The sequence below is a fragment of the Synechococcus sp. Nb3U1 genome (genome assembly GCF_021533835.1).
GTDB lineage: Bacteria > Cyanobacteriota > Cyanobacteriia > Thermostichales > Thermostichaceae > Thermostichus.
Window position 1 is genome coordinate 15,772 of the sequence record NZ_JAKFYQ010000002.1, and the last position, 21,730, is coordinate 37,501.

Annotated in this window: 15 protein-coding genes and 1 tRNA gene; 10 read left to right on the top strand and 6 right to left on the bottom strand. The window is 52.8% G+C overall.

Annotated features, from left to right (window positions below; all coding sequences use genetic code 11):
- Nucleotides 1-7 precede the first annotated feature (7 nt).
- A complete protein-coding gene (locus L1047_RS10630; protein ID WP_235278960.1) occupies nucleotides 8-868 on the top strand; it encodes an FkbM family methyltransferase in 861 nt (286 codons plus the stop codon).
- A 36-nt stretch (nucleotides 869-904) separates the two neighbouring features.
- Nucleotides 905-2,023 carry a hypothetical protein gene (locus L1047_RS10635; protein ID WP_235278961.1) on the top strand — a complete coding sequence of 373 codons (1,119 nt, stop codon included), beginning with the start codon at nucleotides 905-907 and terminating at the stop codon, nucleotides 2,021-2,023.
- Between the two features lie 3 nt (nucleotides 2,024-2,026).
- On the opposite strand, the gene L1047_RS10640 is transcribed toward L1047_RS10635, so the two are convergent.
- Nucleotides 2,027-4,891, bottom strand: a complete 2,865-nt coding sequence (locus L1047_RS10640; RefSeq protein ID WP_235278962.1) for a tetratricopeptide repeat protein — start codon at nucleotides 4,889-4,891, stop codon at nucleotides 2,027-2,029.
- 321 nt (nucleotides 4,892-5,212) lie between these two features.
- Entirely contained in the window at nucleotides 5,213-6,970 is a 1,758-nt protein-coding gene (locus tag L1047_RS10645; protein ID WP_235278963.1) for an Ig-like domain-containing protein, read from the bottom strand.
- Between the two features lie 602 nt (nucleotides 6,971-7,572).
- On the opposite strand from L1047_RS10645, the gene L1047_RS10650 reads away from it, so the two are divergent.
- Nucleotides 7,573-7,872 (top strand): ferredoxin, encoded by a 300-nt coding sequence (locus tag L1047_RS10650; RefSeq protein WP_235278964.1) that lies wholly within the window; start codon nucleotides 7,573-7,575, stop codon nucleotides 7,870-7,872.
- Nucleotides 7,873-7,988: 116 nt separating this feature from the next.
- Here the strand turns inward: L1047_RS10650 and L1047_RS10655 are convergent, their stop codons facing one another.
- Nucleotides 7,989-8,195, bottom strand: coding sequence for a hypothetical protein (locus L1047_RS10655; RefSeq protein WP_235278965.1), 207 nt, complete (start codon nucleotides 8,193-8,195; stop codon nucleotides 7,989-7,991).
- Nucleotides 8,196-8,544: 349 nt separating this feature from the next.
- Here L1047_RS10655 and L1047_RS10660 point away from each other — a divergent pair.
- Both L1047_RS10660 and katG read left to right on the top strand, forming a co-directional pair.
- Nucleotides 8,545-8,617, top strand: a tRNA-Ala gene (locus L1047_RS10660).
- A gap of 631 nt (nucleotides 8,618-9,248) precedes the next feature.
- Nucleotides 9,249-11,444, top strand: coding sequence for a catalase/peroxidase HPI (gene katG / locus L1047_RS10665; protein ID WP_268836551.1), 2,196 nt, complete (start codon nucleotides 9,249-9,251; stop codon nucleotides 11,442-11,444).
- A 311-nt stretch (nucleotides 11,445-11,755) separates the two neighbouring features.
- Here katG and L1047_RS10670 read toward each other — a convergent pair whose 3' ends face one another.
- Nucleotides 11,756-13,567 carry a hypothetical protein gene (locus tag L1047_RS10670; protein WP_235278966.1) on the bottom strand — a complete coding sequence of 604 codons (1,812 nt, stop codon included), beginning with the start codon at nucleotides 13,565-13,567 and terminating at the stop codon, nucleotides 11,756-11,758.
- 454 nt (nucleotides 13,568-14,021) lie between these two features.
- Between L1047_RS10670 and L1047_RS10675 the strand changes: the two genes are divergently transcribed.
- The 5 genes from L1047_RS10675 to cpdA all read left to right on the top strand — a co-directional run bounded on the left by L1047_RS10675 (nucleotide 14,022) and on the right by cpdA (nucleotide 19,959).
- Nucleotides 14,022-15,149: a PP2C family protein-serine/threonine phosphatase gene (locus tag L1047_RS10675; RefSeq protein ID WP_235278967.1), complete on the top strand. Its 1,128-nt coding sequence runs from the start codon at nucleotides 14,022-14,024 to the stop codon at nucleotides 15,147-15,149.
- Nucleotides 15,150-15,461: 312 nt separating this feature from the next.
- A complete protein-coding gene (locus L1047_RS10680) occupies nucleotides 15,462-15,692 on the top strand; it encodes a DUF4327 family protein (protein ID WP_235278968.1) in 231 nt (76 codons plus the stop codon).
- Nucleotides 15,693-15,918: 226 nt separating this feature from the next.
- Nucleotides 15,919-18,186, top strand: coding sequence for a RelA/SpoT family protein (locus L1047_RS10685; RefSeq protein ID WP_235278969.1), 2,268 nt, complete (start codon nucleotides 15,919-15,921; stop codon nucleotides 18,184-18,186).
- Nucleotides 18,187-18,427: 241 nt separating this feature from the next.
- The gene (psbP, locus tag L1047_RS10690; RefSeq protein WP_235278970.1) at nucleotides 18,428-19,009 is read left to right on the top strand and encodes a photosystem II reaction center PsbP; all 582 of its coding nucleotides are present in this window, start codon (nucleotides 18,428-18,430) and stop codon (nucleotides 19,007-19,009) included.
- Between the two features lie 155 nt (nucleotides 19,010-19,164).
- The gene (gene cpdA, locus L1047_RS10695; RefSeq protein WP_235278971.1) at nucleotides 19,165-19,959 is read left to right on the top strand and encodes a 3',5'-cyclic-AMP phosphodiesterase; all 795 of its coding nucleotides are present in this window, start codon (nucleotides 19,165-19,167) and stop codon (nucleotides 19,957-19,959) included.
- Here cpdA and L1047_RS10700 read toward each other — a convergent pair.
- Together L1047_RS10700 and L1047_RS10705 are read right to left on the bottom strand one after the other, a co-directional pair.
- Complete coding sequence (locus L1047_RS10700) at nucleotides 19,956-20,678, bottom strand: ABC transporter permease (RefSeq protein ID WP_235278972.1); 723 nt, start codon at nucleotides 20,676-20,678, stop codon at nucleotides 19,956-19,958. The genes cpdA and L1047_RS10700 overlap by 4 nt on opposite strands.
- Before the next feature lie 116 nt (nucleotides 20,679-20,794).
- On the bottom strand, nucleotides 20,795-21,682 hold the full coding sequence (locus L1047_RS10705) for an ABC transporter permease (protein ID WP_235278973.1): 888 nt from the start codon (nucleotides 21,680-21,682) through the stop codon (nucleotides 20,795-20,797).
- Nucleotides 21,683-21,730 lie beyond the last annotated feature (48 nt).

Sequence of the window (21,730 nt, forward strand, 5' to 3'; positions counted from 1 at the left end):
CAAGATTATGCCTTTCCCCATTAGCGACATTCTTGGCAAGGATATGCCCTTCATCAAGGTTGTGGATGTAGGTGCGATGTACTTGGGGGGGGACAACTTCGACAAGCTGGTTCAACAAGGCCATGCCCAAGTCATCGGATTTGAGCCCCAGAAAGAGGAATGTGAGAAGCTGAATGCCAGGGCACTCACCGAAGCCCCAAGTGCAGATAAAGTCAAGAGGAATTACTTGCCCTACTACATTGGTGACGGCTCTCGTCGAAATTTTTATCTAACCAATGTAGGCTATACCTCTTCTCTCTATAGGCCCGACGAGGAAATTCTCAGGCATTTCGAGCATCTTTCAGATGTCTGTCAGGTTGTACAAACTGAAGAGGTACAAACCACTCGGCTTGATGACATTGCTGAATTAGGAGAAGTAGATTTCCTAAAAGTTGATGTTCAAGGTGCAGGATTAGATGTCATTCGTGGTGCTGGCAAAACCCTAAAGAATGTAACGGTCATTCAAACGGAAGTTGAATACATTCCGATATATAAAAATCAGGCCCTATTTAGTGATATCGATCTGGCCCTGAGAGAGAATGGCTTCTGGCTACATGGCATGACTGCGAACTCTGGAGCCTGCTTGAAACCTTTTTCCGCTAGAACCTATCGTCCCTATACCCAAGTGCTTTGGTGCGACTATGTGTATATCAAGAACTTTATGCAGCTAGAGCAACTCTCTTCTCGGCAGAGGCTTGTCATGGCTGTTATCTTACATGAGATTTTCTTGTCTTATGATTTGACTGCTTTCATCCTCGGTGTTCATGATCAAATCATGGAAACTCGACTAAAAGATTTTTATCTTGCCAAGATGTTTGCTGCTCTATAAAATTTCAATCGCTTTTATCCTTAATGGTGAACAACTATGATTGTGATTGATGGCGTTATTTGGCAGTCAGAAGGTTTCTTTCGTTCTTATACTGTCGATCAATCTCAGATTTGGTTAAGTTTAATCGCTGAATGGCTGACCAGCAAGAAGTCTACCGAGCTGGTGATCTTAACTCGCGGACAAACCTGGTTGCCTCCTGGCACTTTTTTTACCGAGATACCTCGCTTTAGTTTTGAGGAAGTCGAAGAGGATAGGGTCGGACTACAAAGTATCTGCGACCAATTAAAAGCCAAGCTTTTTATCTCGACTGGCTATACGACCCCGCTGTCAACTCCGTCGGTAGCATTTGTCTACGATCTGGAGGTGGAACGAGGCAGCCAGTTTCAGTCTGAGTACCTAGAGAAGAAAAATAGCCTGCTTAATGCTGTTCACTATGTTTGCTTTTCAGATGTTATAAAAGTTGGTTTGCAAGAGTATTACCCAGGGATCCCTTCAGACCACATTTCGGTGGTTTACCCGGCCATTGGAAGCTGGGCAAGGCCAGCCTCTGCCAACCTGACGGCAGAATTTCGTCGGAAATATAAGCTCACTCGCCCTTTCTTTCTGGCCGTTATACCTGAACAAATCGTTGACTATCGCGGCATTCAAGCCTTGAGCCAAGCATGGGAGCTGATGCAAGGACAAAAGCTTTCCCGTACAGAGCTGGTTTTTGCCTTCCCTAGCTCTGTAAACGTCGATCCAGCCAAAGCACAAATGCCACAAGCAAATGGCCTTCATTACCTCAGCCTAACCAATGCCGAGTTGGCTTGTGCTTATTCTGCATCTTTAGCTTTGATTGCTCATGATACTTTCCGCGCCGAAAGTGCTCTTGAGGCGATGGCCTGCGGTTGTCCGGTGGTCAGTTACCGAGATGATCGTTCCGGCACGAAACAATCCCATCTCCGTTCCAGTGAGACTCTAGCTTCGACTCTGCTCTGTCAGGGATCCCTGCAAGAGCTGGCTGAGGCCTTGGTGCAAATTCAGACCTATCAAGTCAGAACCCCATTGATTAGCAAGGGATTAGAGCGAGCCAAAGGATTTAGTTGGCCGGTTATGGCTGAACAGCTCTGGGAAATCTTTGAGCAAGTCACTGCCGAGCAGCACCTAGCAGTCTAGCGGCTAATGGCCGCTAACGACCAAGTTCCTCCACATTTGCCGGTAGGCTCGCTCTAAGGCCCGAGCATGGGCTTGAGGATCCCTCAGGGGAGAAGCCTCCATCATCGAGCGAAGGTTATGCCGCAACTCCCGTAAACGCGGCAGATCCCGAGCAAGATCGACAGCAATCTGCACATAGTCATCTGGAGTCTCTCCGATTAACTCCGGCAGGCCCACATTCGACAAAATCGAGACACCTACCCGGCACACATGGGCATTGCCTACCAGTACTACCACAGGCACGCCTCCCCACAAGGTTTCACAAGTCGTGGTAGTGCCATTGTAGGGGAAAGGATCCAGACCAATATCAATCTCGTTGTAGATTTGAAAGTGCTCAGAAAATCCTTGCCGATCACCCACCAGTACCACTTGATCCCGGCTAATACCATAGCTCTCGAAGTGGTTCCAAAAGATCTCCCGTACACTGCTATCAGTGTAACGCTGGTTTTTCAGCAGCAGCCGCGATTGAGGTAACTGCCTCAGAATATTAGACCAAACCTCGATGACATTGGGGGTAATTTTGGTAGGGTTGTTGCAGCATCCAAAGGTAACCACACCACTACTGAGGGCCGGCAGCTCAGAAACCTGAGGAAAAACATCTATGGGATTATAGCACAAGAAACTCTTCGGCAAACGAATCAACTTTTCGGTATGAAAGCCATCCGTCAAAGCAGGTGGATCAGCATAGCTATCGGTAATGCGGTAGTCCACCAAACTCAGTCCGGTGGTATCAGGATATCCCAGATAGGTAGCCTGAATGGGAGCTGGCTTTAATGCCAACACCTGCAAGCGACTGTAGCCCGTATGACCCGCCAGATCCACTAAAATATCAATTTTATCTTCATGGATTAGGGTCGCTACGTCCAAATCCGAGGAGATCTTAGAAATATCATGCCAAACATCTGCTTTTTCCCTCATTCTTTCGGTAACAACATCGGGCTGGGGCACATTGGAATAACAATGAATCTGGAACTGCTCATGATCATGATGATTATAGACATGCTCAAAAAATAGGCTGACAGAGTGAAGCTTAAAATCTCCAGAAATATAGCCAATTCTTAGTGGACGCTTTAGATCCCGGTCACGATGATAAGGGCGACGATACTGAACTACCGAAGCTTGATAGGCATCTCCCCATTTCTTGTGTTCCCGATAGGTCTCTTCAGGGTCAAAATCAGGGGCATAATGTAAACCCATCAAAATATTGCCATGGAAGGCGATCACCCCTGGGGCAAGCTTGGCAGATTTACGATAGGACTGAATCGCTTCCCGATGACGGCACTGCTGTAAATAGGTACCCGCAAGGCCTGCATAGGTGGCTGGGTCTTCCGGGCTGATTTCCAAGGCCCTTTCAAAAGAAGCGACAGCTTCAGCCAACCGATTTAATCCTTTGTAGGTGGATCCCAACGCCCGATGAACATCCAGAAAGTCTGGCTTCAGTTGGGCTGCCTCCAGCAGGATTGGCAAAGCCTCATCATAGCGGTGCTGGTTATGTAACATTAAACCCAAATTGCAATAGGCTTCCGCCAGTTCTGGATCCTGGGTTAATGCCTGCCGATACTGAAGCTCTTCTTGCTCTGGCTTGTTCAGAAGTCGGTAGGCAATACCCATATTATTGTAAGCAAGAGCATAATCGGGTTTATGAGCCAAAGCCTCCTCAAAAAGACGGATAGCATTCTCACTCTGAACCAGATCAAGCAGCAGACACCCTGCCTGAAAATATCCTTCGGCAAAATCAGGCTTTCTTCCTACAGCCATCGACAAATGTTTTATGCTATCTCCTACTCTACCCTGCCCAAAAGGATTTTTTTTGCTCCTTTCTGTCAGTAGAGTGGCTAGGCTCCGATAGGCCTCGCTGTAGTCAGGATTTAGCCCAATAGCCACATGATAATAATCAAAAGCACGAAAAGATTCGCCCAACTTACGATAGGCTGTTGCGATATTTAGATAAATTCGGGGGTTCTCCGGTTGCAAGCGCAGCGCCTCTTGGTAGAGCTCTAAAGCTTCCTGTGGATGGTCTTGTTCTAGTAGAACTGTACCCAAATTGATATAGACCGAAGGCAGAGATGGATTCAGTTCAATGGCTCGCCGAAAAGAAAGAATAGCCTGCTCATGTTCTCCGTTTTGTTCGGATAAAAGGCCATAGGCATTGTGCAGTAGAGCATTGGTTGGCTCCCGTTCGAGCAGGCGCTTGAGAATATCCAACCCCTCTGTCAATCGACCCAGTTCCCCATACAGCTCAGACAACTGCATCAGCCCATCTGGGTTCTCGGGTTGGTGTTTTAGGGCCAGTTCTAGATGATCCGCAGCCGTAGCGATCCATCCTCGCTGCCGATAGATTTGTGCCAGATTTAACAATACCTGTGCATCATCAGGTTGCAGGGCCAATACCCTTTGGTAGTACCCTTCTGCTTGTTGAGATTGGCCCAATTGAAAATAGCAAAACCCTAAATTGTAGAGAGCTTGTACATATCCCTCCTGGAGAGATTCAGCCCGTAAATAGTGGTCTATTGCTTGCTCATAATGGCCAACTGACTGCAGAACTACCCCCAAATTACAGCAGAAGGCAGCTTGTTCGGGTCGCTGCTGGATCGCTTGTGAAATCAACTCGATCGACTCTTGAGCACGTCCAGTCTGAAAAAGCAGAACCCCGAGCAAATGCAAAACATCCGGCTGCTGCGGTTGTAATACCAAAGCTTGACGATAGGCGGCTTCGGCTTCTGCCCACTGACTGGCCTGATGAAACTGTGTGGCCGCCTGAAATAGGCTCTCAAACTCTGTTGTCATTTGCCTGGTTTCGTGGGGAGGTAGGTGATCATTATACTGCATGGCCAACCGCTCAAAAGTTCACCTTTTGGCCTTGAGAAATCTCTATAAGGGTTGGATCCTATATTCAGCCTAGGCGATCCTCGCTACAGCCTTTTCCGACTTTATGTACGACACAAGGTCAAGAAGAAATGATTGTCGGACAAAGGGTTGGCCTGGATCAGCTGTAGTATGTATCGCTGGAAAAGGCTGTAGTCGTGAGTGCACTACTTTTTGAGAAAAATTTTTTAGAAAAAAATAAAAAAATTGGGCGACTCTATCCCTAGAAATCGCCCAACCAAAGACTCAGTTTAACGAACTCGTGGCAGTCCGATGGAAATCAGACTAGCGAGGTATCGTGAAGGTCACATCCAAGCGAGGAGCAGAGGAGGTGGTGAGTGGCTCAGGAGTACCCTTGTCAAACTCAGCACGACAAACACCATCAGCCCCCTGACTGACTTCTAAGCCAGAGTTCACCACGGTGCTGGTTACTGTAGCGGGCACAGAAGTGGTACCAATTGCCGTGACTGTTCCAATACCAGGAACAGTTACAGAGATAGAAGCAGTACCCGTGCTAGTGACAAGCTGAGAAACAGAGCCGGAAGCCGAAGCGGTCACAGTGGCGTTGAAGCCAATGGTTCCAGCCTCTGTCTGAGCCTCAATGGTAGCAGTTCCTGGTGGAACAGAGCCAGTACCACTAGCCGTCAGGCCATTGATGGTAAAGGTACCACTAATGGACACACCACCAAAAGTGACCGTTTGAGTCTCTGAAGAAGAGCTGAAGGTAACAGGAATATTTCCACTGATGGTGCCTGTACCCGAAAGGGTTTGGACACCCGTAGCGGTATTAACAATCTGCTGAGAAGCAGTAGCAACTGCGGTCTGTGTGATGGTAGCGGTAACCGAGATGGTTCCACCAGCGGTAGCCGCACCCACCCAAACTGGGAAGGCTTGATTGTTCCAAACTTCTTTGGCACACTGCAAGCGCACCTGATAGAAGCGGCTGCCAGACACGGCACGCTGCACACCAGGAGCCACATCAGCAGTACGCGGCCCAGCGGAAACATCCCCGCCCAACACGTTGCCGTTGATGCTCAAGGCGATGAAGCTCGGCGTAGAAGCCGGAGCGAAGAAGTCGCTAGAGACCACGTTGTTAGTGGCACCCAAGGTGACTTCCTGGAACACCACGTTGTTAGCAGGAACGTTGCTGGGCGTGGGATCCAAGAAGAAGAAGCCACGACCAAAATCACCAACACCAATCAAAACACTGTCGTTAGAGGGCAACTGAACAAGCGTCAGTTGAGCACGAGAGACAACAGCATTGGAGGGAATCGAAGCAGGAATGGGGAAGGACAACACCGAACGGTAGTCAGTATAAACACCCACCGGAACGTTCTGAGCCGGGCTTGCGCGACGGATACCGTAGCCCACCGGGATGGCCACCGGACTGGAAAAGATCTGACCATTCGGGGTTACAGCAGCCAGCTGGGTGGCCAAGAAGGCGATCGGGCCAGGGCCAACTGCAGTGTTGCCAGTGGTGAAGGTGAAGGTTTGTGGGGTTGGGAACAGCGGGCGACCATCCGCAAACAGATCCGGCTGAGCAGTAACTGTAAGAGTGTAGGTCTGATCGTTAACCAGTGGAGAGTTGGGAGTACAAGTTATCTCCGTAAAGTCAGGAGCTGTCTCAACACAGGTAAATGCAACACTGGCTCCACTGCTAGCCACCAAGCGAATCGCTTGCAGGAAAGGAGCCACGTTGACAGGGGTACCAAACCGGAAGCGAATGGAGGTGTCAATGGCAACCCCAGTTACCGTTCCACCAGGAAGCAGGCCAGTAGACTCACCTAGGCCGGAGCCACCACTGGAAGTGCGGGTGACCGTCACGCTCAGAAGAAGGTTGGCAGGAGTCGGAGTTGGTGGCGGAGCTGGAGGAGCCGGAGGTGCTGGCGGCGGAGCAGGGGGCGGGGGCGGGGGCAGGGGCACCGTGCTGGAAGAGCTGTCATCACTACAACCGGCCAGGATGATCGGCAGCATCACCACTGCAGATGCCAGCGACAGAGACCCAAGTGACTTCATCAGCCACTTATACGATTTTCCGTTCATTCTTTCTCCTCTTTACCAAAAAGTAGGGTTCGGCTGAACACTTCCCTTAACTTACCCGATCAACCTCTCTAAGGCAACTGAAAGCCGTAGGAGGTAGCCACTCGAGTGGGAGACGCATACACGCCTGTGTCAGCGGTTGCTCTGGTTACTCCGTAGATCATACAGGCAGATCTGCCTGGTTTGACAAGTATTGCTGTTTTTTTCTGGCTTGGCGGGACAGAAAACCTGGGAAGAAGGGATCCTGACCTATTCAGGTCGTCGATACAGATGCCTCTTCAGCCTCAATCGGTAGCGTCTTGTAGCAATGGCTCCACTTGAGCCAGTTGAGATCTCTATAAGGACATCGGGGGCGGGCTCCCGTTCGGCCAGTTAAACTCGCTGCGCCCAGCTTATTTACAGAAACTTTTGTACGCATCGGTGGGGTATTCCCGAGGATTTTCAGCCGGCCGGCAAAGGCTAGAACTCTTACTCAGCAGGGGGTGTGGGGATGTTTCTGTAAAAAACAGGAAGATTTGCCTATTTCCTCACAGAATCATGCTTAATCCGGGGCAGAAGGGTGGCAGGATGAGGAGTGGATGTTTTTCACTGGAGACATAACCAGGATGGCTACCTACAAGGTCACTCTGATCAATGAAGAGCAAGGCTTGAACACCACCATTGAAGTACCGGATGACGAGTACATTTTGGATGTGGCCGAGGAGCAAGGCTTGGAGCTGCCTTATTCCTGCCGCGCTGGAGCCTGTTCGACCTGTGCGGGCAAGCTGACCAGCGGCACGGTGGATCAAAGCGATCAATCCTTCCTGGATGATGATCAGATCGAGGCGGGCTACGTGTTGACCTGCGTGGCTTACCCTACCTCCGACTGCACCATCATCACCCACCAAGAAGAAGAGCTTTATTGAATCGGGTTCTTGACTGGGCTCCGTCCTTGCCCCCTGACTTACCATTCCCCCTCGGCATTGTATGTTGAGGGGGTTGTTTTGGTGGGTGGGGCCGGCTGTTTCGGCCCGGTGGGTGCCTATTGGGGGCTAGAGGGGTTGAGGTGATGGACAATGAGCGCCTCTAGCTTGGCCGGCCACTCTGGATCTTGCTGAGGGTTAACGGGAGTACGGCTGGGATCCGATTTCATCCTGTCCACTAGCTCTTGAGCGGCTAAGGGATCGCCAGTTTCATCCCAATAGGTGGCCAGTTCGGAGGTGCTCATCGCTTGATAAGTTGGCCTCATATAATACTCCCGTTATTCAAAACAGTGACTATCAGGGGCTCTATAGAAGCTGCGGCGGGCTCTCGGGAAATCCAGATTATGACCACCTCACCTCCCGAAACCTGTTGTATTCTTCTCATTTTTCATTTGCCAGCCTAGCTCGACCAACCGATGGCACTTCCCACTGGGCGGCATGGCCAAATTGTGGCTCCGTTGGAAGAGAAGGTGAACCTGCTGCTGTTGTATGAGGGGTGGTACGACCCGCTGGAACTGAAGGGACCGATGCCGTAAAGTCTGAGCTGTTCCCAGGGGTGGAATTGCGGGCGGAGCAGATACTGGCTGCGGATTCGAGTTATTCTGGTAGAGCTATGGGGAGTTAGCTCAGTTGGTAGAGCGCTGCGATCGCACCGCAGAGGTCAGGGATTCGAATTCCCTACTCTCCATTTTTTGTAAGATCCATCTTGACCCAGCAGAGGTCAGGGATGCGTATAGATTTTGCTGGACTTGTAGGTGAACAACAAGCCAGGGATCCATTCTCAGAATAGTCTTGAGCAGTTTTCTATCAATTCATGCTGCTCGCCAGAATCAGTCAAAGAATCGGTGCTTTGTCAAAAAGTATTCGATAGAGAAGGGGAAAAAATAAGGTTAGCAACGGGTCAAATCTTCCGATCCTAATCTGTTTGTCCGCTCTCTTCTGATTATCTAAGTCAAGACAGATGTATACCTTGCCAAAATCCTACAAATGTGGGTCTACATCATTTTTCACAGCAGCACAGGCTGGGATTTATAGATCGGTATGAGATCGGTATGCCATGTGGGCAATGACGTAGGACTATCGGGGTGGAGAGGGGATCCCTGGCAAGCGATAAGTGCAGTCTATTGTGCAGATTCGTAAATGCATCGTCTGGCAAGATCAACGCAACTGTATTTCTCATCGTTTCGAATCATGAAATTGATTGTATTTCCCCGGATCTGATTTCTCGATGCCGATGGCAATGTGTTATTTGTTTGCGAAGTATCTACCTCAGCTCAAAAAACATAATCCTCACCTTTTACATCCGACAGGAGACTACTATGAGTGGCGAAAGCAAATGCCCCTTTATGAGCGGAGTGCAGAAGGTCACAGCCGGCCATGGCACCTCTAATCGAGACTGGTGGCCCAATCGGCTGAATCTGGCCATTCTCCGGCAGCACTCATCCAAGTCCAATCCCCTGGGTGAGTCTTTTAACTATGCTGAGGCGTTCAAAAGCCTTGACTATGCTGCCCTGAAGGCAGATCTGTTCGAGCTGATGACCCACTCCCAGGACTGGTGGCCCGCCGACTATGGCCACTATGGACCACTTTTTATCCGCATGGCCTGGCACAGTGCTGGCACCTACCGAATTGGGGATGGTCGCGGCGGCGGCGGTACGGGTAACCAGCGCTTTGCCCCGATTAACAGTTGGCCCGATAATGCCAACCTCGACAAAGCTCGTATGCTCCTTTGGCCGATCAAACAGAAATACGGCCAGAAAATCTCCTGGGCCGATCTGATGATCTTGGCGGGCAACTGCGCTTTGGAGTCGATGGGCTTCAAAACTTTGGGCTTCGCCGGTGGACGCCCAGACATTTGGGAGCCGGAAGAAGACATCTACTGGGGATCCGAAGGCGAATGGCTCGCGGACAAGCGCTACTCCGGTGACCGCCAGCTGGAAGATCCACTGGGTGCCGTGCAGATGGGCTTGATCTACGTGAACCCAGAAGGGCCGAACGGCAACCCTGACCCGGTGGCGGCGGGCCGGGATATTCGGGAAACCTTTGGACGAATGGCCATGAACGATGAAGAGACGGTTGCCCTCACTGTCGGTGGACATACCTTCGGCAAATGCCATGGCGCGGGGGATAAAGCCCTGGTGGGCCCAGAACCTGAGGGCGCCAGCATCGAAGAGCAAGGGCTGGGCTGGACGAGTAAGTTTGGTTCTGGCAAAGGCGCAGATACGATTACCAGTGGCATCGAAGGAGCCTGGACCACCAACCCCATTAAGTGGGACAACAACTACCTGGAGAACCTATTTGGCTACGAGTGGGAGCTGGTGAGAAGCCCTGCCGGAGCTTACCAGTGGATCCCCAAAAATGGTGCGGGCGCAGGTACTGTCCCCGATGCCCATGATCCCAACAAGCGCCATGCCCCAATCATGACCACGGCAGATATGGCCATGCGAATGGATCCCGTCTACGAGCCGATTGCGCGGCGCTTTCTGGAGCACCCCGAAGAGCTGGAACTAGCCTTTGCGCGGGCCTGGTTTAAGCTGACCCACCGCGATATGGGGCCGCGAGCCCGCTATCTTGGGCCAGAAGTACCTGCAGAGGAGTTTCTCTGGCAGGATCCGGTTCCCCCAGTCACCCATGAATTGATCAATGAGCAGGATATCGCCGCCCTCAAGGGCAAAATCCTTGCCTCGGGGCTGTCGGTATCTCAACTGGTCTCGACTGCCTGGGCCTCAGCCTCCACCTTCCGGGGATCCGATATGCGGGGTGGAGCCAACGGGGCACGCATTCGACTGGCACCCCAGAAGGATTGGGAGGTGAACCAACCGGCCCAACTGGCGACGGTGCTACAAACCCTGGAAGGGATCCAACGGGAGTTCAACAGCTCCCAGTCGGGTGGTAAGCAGGTGTCTCTGGCTGACCTGATTGTGCTGGGGGGATGTGCCGGTGTGGAGCAGGCAGCCAAGAATGCTGGCTACGACATCACGGTACCCTTCAAGCCGGGTCGGACGGATGCCTCTCAGGAGCAAACGGATGTGGACTCCTTTGCCGTACTAGAGCCCAAGGCGGATGGGTTCCGCAATTACCTGAAAGCCGGCCTAACCCTCTCGGCGGAGGAGTTGCTGGTGGATCGGGCTCAATTGCTAACCCTAACTGCGCCAGAGATGACGGTGCTAGTGGGTGGTATGCGCGTCCTTAATACCAACGTGGGGGGAACTCGGCATGGGGTTTTCACTCAGCGGCCAGAAGCCTTGACCCACGATTTCTTCGTGAACCTGCTGGATTTGGGTACAACCTGGCGGGCGACCTCTGATGCCCAAGAGGTGTTCGAGGGGCAGGATCGCAAAACCGGGGCACTCAAGTGGACAGGAACCCGGGTTGATCTCATTTTTGGCTCTAACTCAGAGTTGCGGGCCCTGGCAGAGGTTTATGCCTGTGCTGACTCACAGCCGAAATTTGTGCAGGACTTTGTGGCGGCCTGGGACAAGGTGATGAACCTGGATCTCTTTCACCTGGCGTGACGTTGGGGCAGCCTGGATAAATCCTGAGGTTGACATTCTCTCCACGCATACAGCCTTTTCCGACTTCATGTACAACATAAGGTCAAGAAGAAAGTCTTGTCGGACAAAGGGTTGGCTTACATCGGCGGTAGCATATATCGCTGGAAAAGGCTGTAATCTTTAGATTTATCTTGATTTATCTTTGATTTGCGTGGAGATTCCTTGGTTCATACCCAAGATTTCCTGTTGCTATGCACGTTCTGCGGCCTACACAGTCAGCTAGGCTGTTCGCGCCAGCGTGCCGTAGGCACTATGCGGCTATGGCTCAATCTCTATTCCGGCAGGTGCCGCAGGGTCGGGACATACTCACGGTACAGTTGATTTAAAATTTCCAGGCCAATGCGCGTACGACCATCAGGGGGACGCGCCTCAATCGCTGTTTTCACCCTCAGGATTGTTCCGACAGGATAGGGAGAGCGAAATTCTTCCCGCTTGCCTAAAAAGACATCGGTAAAGTAGTCGATCAGCCGCTTCACCTCCCCCACATCCTTACGGGAAATATCCATGTCCAAAACTGTCGTCAGCTTGGCCCGCATCGCCTGAAAGCTTTGTTGGCTGGTGTTAATCGCTACCCGCTTGGCTAAGCTATCCACCACAATCTGAGCAATTTGCAACACACTTTGATCAACAATCTCGCGGTGGCGAGCAGCAAAGCGCAATTGTACCTCCTCCAGGAAGCGCTCGCGGGCCAGAACATTGATGCCGTTGGGTTCTAGGTCTACCCCATATCCCTGCAACTGTTTGTATTGATTCAGCACCCACTGGTTGTAGAACGAGTCAGCCAAAGCTCGCCAGTAGCCAATGATCGTGGCTTCGCTGAACGGAATGTTGAGCAGGTAGGTTTCGCTGGTGATCAGGCGCAAATGCTCCATCAGCTTGTCTCGCTCCTTTTCATCCAGATGGGAGGTGCGCGGCACCCAAACGGCTCCATACTCGCTTTTGACTTCACCGGGCAGGGATCCGAAAACATTGTCGAAAAATTGATGGATGCTAAAGAGCAAAAATTTATCCGGATCTTGCAGGCGTTTGAGCAGTTCTTGTTTTTCTTCTTCTTGGTACTGGGCCACCAGTTTCTGCGCCTGGGTCATCTCGCCGCGGGCCACTTCCACATCCTGCCGCAGCCTGTGAATCTCTTCTGCGCTCACCATTTCCATACTGGAGGCTTCCCGAACCCCACTGAAGTAGCCGCCCGCCAACCCTGTCCCGCCAACGCCCACCAGCGGATCATCGCTGTCGTTGTCCATGGTGAGAAGGCGAGAGAGGGCCCGCACCCGGACACGATGGCTAGAAGAACGCAGGGATCCCACCTCGATCGGGGCCCAACTCTGCAGACGGGACAACCCACCAATGCGGTAGAGAGTATAAAAATACTTACTCAGCAACGTGGCCAACAGATACTTATTTCTGACCTCGTTGTATTCCAAATAGGCTCGCAAACACAGTTGGAAGGCAATATTGGGCAGGTTTCGGCAAGCCTGCATGACCTTTTCATACACCCTCTGTAGATGCGGGCGAAAGCTACGCGGGATCGCTTCCGGTCGCAAGCCGCGCAACAAAAATTCTTCTTGTCGCAGATCCTGGGCTGTGAAGAAAAAGGTTTCCTGCCACAGTAGCTCATCCAAATCGCGGGCAAAAATCGGTTTCAGATGGTCAATAATCTGCACCACAATCGACTCGGTGAAAGTCGGCACGATTTTCTCAATATGCAGTTGTTCGTAGACGGAGCGCAGCCGATCCCCGCGAAAATCTTCGATGGAGATCAACCCCTTCATGGTACCGATCCGGCCATTGCTCATTAGAAACTTATAGACAATTTCGGCAGTGGCCTCTTGAGAAAGCACAGGTGTGCCCGTCAGTTCGGGGCAAATTTGTAGTGGGCGCAGCAGGCGGCTAGTTTCGCTAAGGCTAAAGCAGCTCCAGGCAGATTGGTTCAAAACCACCAGAGACAAGCTGGCTAGTAGTTGCTTCTCGTCCAAATCTTCCAGCCGAATTTCCCCGTCCGGCAACTGGATCGAAACGGGAGGCAAAGTGGCACGGGGATCTGGTATCGGTGGAGAAGATTCCGAGAGAGGAGATGCACTCATGCGACAAAGCCCCATACAGGTACAACGAAACTCGGTAAGAGGGATCGCTGAACGCCATCAAAACTCATCTGTACATTCTTCAAGTGCAGGGCTGCGCTCCACCGCTTAAGCCATTGGCAAAGGGAATATTCCTCTGGTATCAGTATCCTGGGGCTTCCGTCCTCTGTGTATCGTGCAACCACGGTTCTTGTAGCTATATAAACTTCTATGCAACGCTAGAAATACGGGAAATTGCTGAGGCCTCCTCTATCATCGCTAACCAGCTTCGCTACCGCAAGCCTTCTGTCTCCCACCCTCGGGGGGAGTCTTCCGCGATTCTGACACCGATACAAGTCAAGGAGTGCGACAATAGCAACGGTTCTGGTGACAGGTATTAGACAGATATTGGATATCAATCTCTATCCCGCTTGCTAGACTGCCCTTCAACCGATGTTTGGATCCGGATACAGCGATCATGGCTGCCATTCTGATTGTTGATGACGATCCCACCATTCGGCTGGTACTGAAGCGGTCTCTGGAGCGACAAGGCTACACCGTCGAGATGGCTACCAATGGCCTTGAGGGAGTGGAACAGGCACACCTTATCTCCCCTGGGCTGATCATCTGTGATTGGATGATGCCGGATATTGATGGCCTTGAGGTGTGCCGACGCATCAAATCGGATCCCAAGTTTTCCACCACTTTTTTTATTTTGCTGACGGCTCGCACCGAGGTGGAGGACAGGGTGCAGGGGTTGGATGCCGGAGCCGATGAATTTTTAAGCAAACCGATCGACCCCAATGAGTTGCAAGCCCGCGTTCGGGCCGGGTTGCGGCTGCACCAACTGAGCCACGACCTGCAACAGCAAACCTCCAAATTGCAAGCAGAATTGGCGGAGGCTGCCCACTATGTCAAATCTTTACTGCCCAAGCCGGACTTTTTCCCTGACTACAATATCGCTACCGACTGGCGCTTTTTGCCCTCGCAAGAGTTGGGGGGAGATTCTTTTAACTACCACTGGCTGGACGAGGAGCATTTGGCCATTTATCTGCTGGATGTGTCCGGACATGGGGTGGGATCTGCCCTCCTATCGGTATCGGTGATGAACCAGTTGCGCACTCAGAACTTGCCGGATATAGATCCCCGTCAGCCGGAGGCTGTGTTGCGCGCCCTCAATCACTCGTTTCAAATGGGATCCCACAATGAAATGTACTTCACCCTTTGGTATGGGGTTTACCAGCCCACATCCCGCTTGCTTTCCTTCGCCAGTGCTGGGCATCCCCCGGCGTTGCTGATCGATCCGACCCATACAACCTCGGTAGAACTGAAAACCCCCAATTTGCCGATTGGGATTTTGCCCAACCCAAGCTTTCAAATGGATCAAGTGCGGATCCCGGCCGCCAGCCACCTCTACCTGTTCAGCGATGGAGTTTATGAGGTGGCCAATCGAGAAAAAGAGCTGTGGGGGTTGGACAATTTGATCGCTCTGCTCAATCATGATGGTGCCGGCAGCTTGGATCAAGTCGCTCAGCGAGCCCAAGCTTTCCGAGGCCAACCCAACTTCGAAGATGATTTCTCGCTGCTGCGGGTCAGCTTTGGTTAAATCTTGGTTAAATTCTCCGCCTGCCAGGGGCCTCTTGCGGAGAATGGTGGAGCTCTCTAGGGACACAGGTCTGGCAGCCCTAGCGTGAACATGAACAGGTTCTCAGAGAAAATCGCTACCCCTAGAGAATTTGCCGCCTTTCGACCCAACCTCCGGCTCCATCTCGACAGCCGGATATGTCAACTGCAACACAAAGTTGTATCTGTTGCTACGAAATGAGACCAGGTTCTATCATGGGATTGGGAAGGCAAGTCGAGATTTGTATCCCTAGCCCCTTGGTGTGCTGCCCTAGTCATACGTTCAGGTAAAGTTATGCCCACTTTACAAGCCACCCACTACGCGGTTGAGGCCATTCAAGAGGAAGCCCGTCGCCTCATTCGTCAGGGATCCCTGCGTCGCTCAGAAGCCATCTCCCACCTACAGCCCTTTTTCCCGCAGCGGGAGTGGCAGTCGATTGCTGAGGAGTTAGAGCTGCAGGACTACTGCCCTTCTGATCCAATCTGCGATTTGATCGGTGGTTGCGAAGAGTGGCGCGAAGATTGAGGGAGTGTTTTCTAGGCTTCATCCTCTTCGAGAGTCATTTTCAGAGGATGCAAAGAGGTTAACTTTGGGAGCTGAGCTGAACGGCAGGTTCCCTGAACTTACTTTTTGGATCTTTTTTGAGTTTTTCTCCGCTCCGTTGGGGGGGGGTGGAGTGTTTCCTCCCTGTTAGCGGTAGGCTGAATGAATTATAGTCAGTAATCAACCGTTCCTTTCCCCTCAGGTTCGCATGGGTCAGACTGCTGTCGTTGCCACCTCAGATAGAGGTCTCGACCTGAACAGCCTCGATTTTGAGGCACCGGGATGGTTGCGGGCTTTGCTCTCGGGAGCCGTGGATCCTGGCGATGGGCTACGGCCTTATACCCCGGAAGAGGCCGACCTACTGCGACGGGCCTTCGAGTTTTCCTATTGTCTGCATCAGGGCCAAAAACGCAAATCTGGGGATCCCTACATTGCCCATCCAGTGGCCGTTGCCAGTTTGTTGCGGGATTTGGGAGGGGACGCAGTCACGGTTGCTGCCGGCTTCCTACACGACATTGTTGAAGATACAGAAGTTACCTTGGAGGCTTTAGAAGCCGAATTTGGATCTGAAGTGCGCCTGCTGGTGGAGGGGGTAACCAAACTTTCTAAATTCAACTTTTCTAGCAAAACAGAGCAGCAAGCCGAAAATTTTCGCCGCATGTTTGTGGCTATGGCTAAAGATATTCGAGTGATCGTAGTCAAGCTGGCGGATCGCTTACACAATATGCGCACGCTGCAATATCTTGCCCCCAGCAAGCAACGACAAATTGCAGCAGAAACCATGGAGATTTTCGCTCCATTGGCCAATCGACTCGGGATCTGGCATTTTAAATGGGAACTAGAGGATCTGGCGTTTAAGTACCTGGACTACGATGCCTATCGACAAATCCAGGAATTGGTCAATGCCAAACGAACTGAACGAGAAGCTGAGATCCAAGTTTTTATCGAGAAGCTGCGACAACAGCTGATCAAAGCTGGACTTGAACATTTCGAGATTAGCGGACGACCCAAACATCTTTACGGCATCTATCGTAAGATGCAGCAGCAGCGCAAAGAATTTCACGAGATCTACGATCTGTCGGCAGTACGCGTGATCGTGCAAACTAACAGCGAATGTTACCGGGTGCTGGCGGTGGTGCATAATTGTTTCCGTCCCATTCCCGGTCGTTTTAAGGACTACATTGGCCTGCCCAAACCCAATCGCTATCAATCCCTACATACGGCGGTAATGGGACCCCAGGGCCGCCCAGTGGAAGTGCAGCTGCGCACCGAAGAAATGCACCGAGTCGCAGAATACGGGATTGCCGCCCACTGGAAATACAAAGAAGCTGGGAGTAGTGTCGTTAAGCCGGAGGAGGAACGCTTCACTTGGTTGCGGCAACTATTGGAGTGGCAAAACGACCTCAAAGACGATAAGGAGTACTTGGATACGATCCGGGAAAACTTGTTCGAAAGTGAGGTGTATGTTTTTACGCCCAAAGGGGATCTGTTGGCTCTACCCCAGGGATCCTGCCCTGTGGACTTTGCCTATCGCATTCACTCGGAAGTGGGGGATCACTGTGCAGGCGCACGGGTGAACAACAAGATCGTGCCCCTCGACACCCATCTGCGCAACGGCGATATTGTTCAGATCATCACTCAAAAGAATGCCCATCCCAGTCTGGACTGGATTAATTTTGTTGCCACCAGTTCCGCCCGCAATCGCATCCGCCAGTGGTTCAAGCGCTCCAACCGTGAACAAAATCTGCTGCGAGGCCGCCATTTATTGGAGCGGGAGTTAGGCAAAACCGGCTTTGATGCGCTCTTAAAATCGGAGCGGATGCAGAAGGTTGCCGAAAAGCTCAACTATGCCAGTGTCGATGATTTGTTGGCGGGCCTGGGCTATGGGGAAACCACCACTACCCTGGTGATCAACCGTTTACAGGAGGGTACCAAACCAGAACCGCCTCCCACTCCATTGGGGATTACCCACACCCTACTACCCCGTTCAGCCACTACGACCAGCCGCAGCAAAGCCCAATCGCCCATTTTGGGGGTGGAAGGCTTGAAACACCAATTGGCCAAGTGTTGCAACCCGCTGCCTGGGGATCCGATCTTGGGGGTGGTGACCCGATTCAACGGCATTACCATCCATCATCAAGACTGCCCCCGCGTCGCCCAAGTGCCGGGAGAACGACTGGTGTTGGTGAGCTGGAACCAAGAGCAACTGAAGCAAAATGCCCAGATTTACCCGGTGGAATTGCGCCTAGAGGTCATCGATCGTGTCGGGGTACTGCGGGATATTCTGTCCCGGTTGTCGGATCAAAGCATCAATGTGCGTAATGCTAAGGTACAGACCTTTGCCAATCGCACCGCCCTGATCGATCTGTGCATTGATGTACGGGATAAAAAGCAACTGACCCAGATTCAGAGCCAACTGCGCCAGCTATCGGATGTGATCGTGCTGCGCTCCCGCCATCAGAACGGCTCCCGTTAGCCCGGCCCAGGAAGCTGGGATGGGATCCCAGAAGAGAAATCATGGGTAGAGCTTTTCCCGACCTCATGGAGGATGTGAGTGAGGTGGCCTGGAATCCCTGTCAGACCAGGAATTCGCCCCCATGAGCTGTAGTCGATACCCCTGGGAAAAGCGGTCAGAACCGTTTGCTGATGGTTTGAGTCGATGCACCCATATTACGATGGTGAAGCTAGGCAACACATTTGAGCGGAGGATCCCAGCGATGACAGCAGCAAAAGGGCGGTTGGCCCAGTTCAGCCGATGGATCCCGAGAATGGTGTTGCTGCTCTGCGTGTGTCTGAGCTTGCTCACGAGCGCCTGTTCTAGGTCTTCTAGCCTGCGGGCCTATAGCGATCCCAGTGGGGCCTTTGCCTTTGCCTACCCCAACGGCATGGTGGCGGTAAACTTGGGGCCAGGGAAAGGGCCAGCCGTGTTGTTGCGAGACTTGGTCTACGAAAGCGAGAATGTCAGCCTGATGATCGCCCCTTTTGACAAGGGTGAGACCATTGCGGATCTGGGCAGCCCAGAAACAGTGGGGGAATTGGTGGCGGAGAAGATTTTGGCCCCTGAGGGATCCAGGCGTTCTGCCACCCTGTTGGCTTCTGAAGCTTTTGAGCGACAAGATCATCCCTATTACCTGCTGGAATACCAGACCGATATGGGATCCCAACTTCGCCATGAGCTGGTGACCGTAACCGTGCGCCATCATCGCCTCTATACCCTGACCGCCTCTACGCAAGAATCCCGCTGGCCGCAGGTGGAGACTACTTTCAAAAATGTCGGCCACTCTTTGAATGTTTCTTAAAGATCTGAAAGCTTAGTTGAGTTCAGGCGCCTCCCTGGACATTCCTTGATTGCCCAATTGAACGGCGCACAGATCCCAACTGGGCCGCCAGATGCTAAAACGGTAGTGCTTTGCACCTCTGGAAGCGGCGAGCTTAGCCCTCTTCAAATTTTTCTATGGCCGTGTACTTGGTTCAGATTAGCGATCTTCATCTGTTTGCCAAGCCGCATCACCAACTGTTGGGGGTGACCACGGAAATCTCTTTTTTGCAAGTGCAGAAGGCCATTTTGGCGTTGGATCCCTTGCCGGATCTGCTTCTGCTCACCGGAGATTTATCGCAGGATGGCAGTGCTGCTTCCTACGCCCGTTTGAAAACCCACCTACAAACCCTGCCCATCGATACCTACTGGCTGGCGGGCAACCACGATCGCCTGCACAACATGAACCTGGAGCTGCACGCCAAGCACCTATTTGCGGAGAAAAGTTTCAGCAGAGAAAACTGGAGTTTTATTTTGATGAACTCCCTTGTGCCGGGCAAGGACAGCGGTTATCTGACGGATCGCTCCCTGCTGTGGTTGAGACAAGAGTTGGAACGGAGCGAAGCCGCTCAACACCATGTGCTTTTGGCCCTGCATCACCCTCCTTTTTCTGTCGATTCCACCTGGCTAGATCAGAGCACCCTTCAGCAACCCGAACGCCTGTTTCAGGTTTTGGACGAGTTCAGCCACATTCGCTTGGTGCTGTTTGGCCACATTCACCAAGATCTGCGCCGCCAACGGGGAGGGGTGGAATATTTCGCTTGTCCCTCCACTTGTATTCAATTTCGCCCCAAGAGCACTGAGTTTAGTCTGGAGGTGATACCGCCAGCTTTGCGGCAGGTGTGGCTAGAACGGGATGGCAGCTTCCGCACACGAGTGCAACGGGTGGGATCCGCCCTGCAACGTCCCAACTTGGCCCTGACAGGGTACTAACTCCCCCCATCTTTGACCTCTGTGGGGGATAGCCCGACCGCTTGCCCCAAACAGACACTCACCCCCAGTAGCGCCAACCACCCCGGCAACACCGACAGGATGGCCACCGTCGCCACCCAAGTGTTGTTCCCCCCTTGCAAAAGGCTGTAGAGCAGCATCGGCAGGGTTAGGACTCGTCCTCCGCCAATCAAAAAGGTGAGCAAAAACTCATTCCAGGAGATCAAAAAGGCGAACACCGCCCCGATGGCCATCCCAGGCGCAACCAAGGGTAAGGTCACCTGCCACCACACTTGCCAGGGATCCGCCCCCAAACTGCGAGCCTGTGCCTCATAGCCGGAGTCGAAACGGGAAAACACACTGCCCATCACCAGCGCCATGTAGGGAATCACCGGAATCAGGTGCACCAGTAACACCCCCAGCAGCGTGCCTTCCAGCCGCAGACGGATCAACACCCCCTGCATTCCCATGACTACCGCCAAAGGCGAGGTGATAATCGGCAGCAGCAGAATCAACCGGATCCAAGCGGGCACGGCCTGTCTCCCCAAAACCCGCCCCGCCGGGATCCCCAGCAACAACGCCAATAGGGTAGTGATCAGGGCGATAGACAAGCTCTGGCCAAAGCCAGATCCCACTTGGGATCCCGAGCTCAGCAGCCGTTGCCAACCCCCGAGGCTCCACTGCTGTGGCCATCCATCAGGAAAATACCAAGACTGGGTCAAGAACCAAATTCCCAGTACCCAGAAAGGCAAACCCCAGATCAACGCCAGCCCACCAATCCCGATTCTGTGTAGAGCTTTCCATGTTGCTGCTCGGGTTAGCCGGACAGAATCCTTCCTCATGGTTGCTTATCCCCTCCCAGCCGGGATCCTGCTTGCCCCAGCACCCCTGCCGCCAAACTCACCGCTGCTGCTGCCACCCCCAGCAAGATGAGGCCCAAAGCAATCGCCTGCCGCCGCTGATCCAGGTTGATATGGGTAAACCGCTGGTAGATTAAGACTGGCAAAGTGCGCGGGTAAGTCGGCCCCAGCAGAAAAGGAATTTCAAAAGAGCTGAAGACAAACCCAAAAATCAGAATGCCGGTGGCCAGCAAACCCGGTCGCAGCAATGGCAAGGTCACGGCCCAAAAGCTCTGCCACGCGGAGGCCCCCAACAGGCGGGCTTGCTGTTCGAGATCCCGTCCCAGGCTGCGCAGCAACGTCAGCGTTACCAAAGCGGCGAAGGGGATCTCCTTCCACAGCCAATAGAGCAGCACCCCCACATAGCCGCGATCGTTGACCCACAGGGGGAAGTCTTGATCGGAGGCAATCCACCCCACCTGAAAAGCCAGCCGCGCCAGCCAACCGCTGGGAGCCAGCAACAGCAGCATTCCCGCCACCCCTACCAAATGGGGAATCGGCAAGGTTAACTGCCCAATCCAGATGGCCCACCCCCCCAGCCCCCGCAGCCCCAAGGCCAGCCCTAGCCCGAAAAGCACCGACAACCCCGTCGCCAACCCCGCTACTCCGAGGCTGAGCCCCAGGGATCCGATCACCTCCTCATCCCGGAGCAGCTCTCCGTACCCTCCTAGGGTAAAGCCAGAAGCGCCCAATCCGTACAGACCGACACTCTGGGCCAGAGCCAACAGCAAACCGCCCCCGTACAGTAGCCCTACCAAAGCGAGCGCAGGCAGCAGCGGCCCATACCGCTTGAGCAACGCCAGCCGAGCACCCCGTAAGCTATTCATAAGCCTCCGTCTCCACGACGGGCACGGCCCTGAGCCATTAAGACCTTT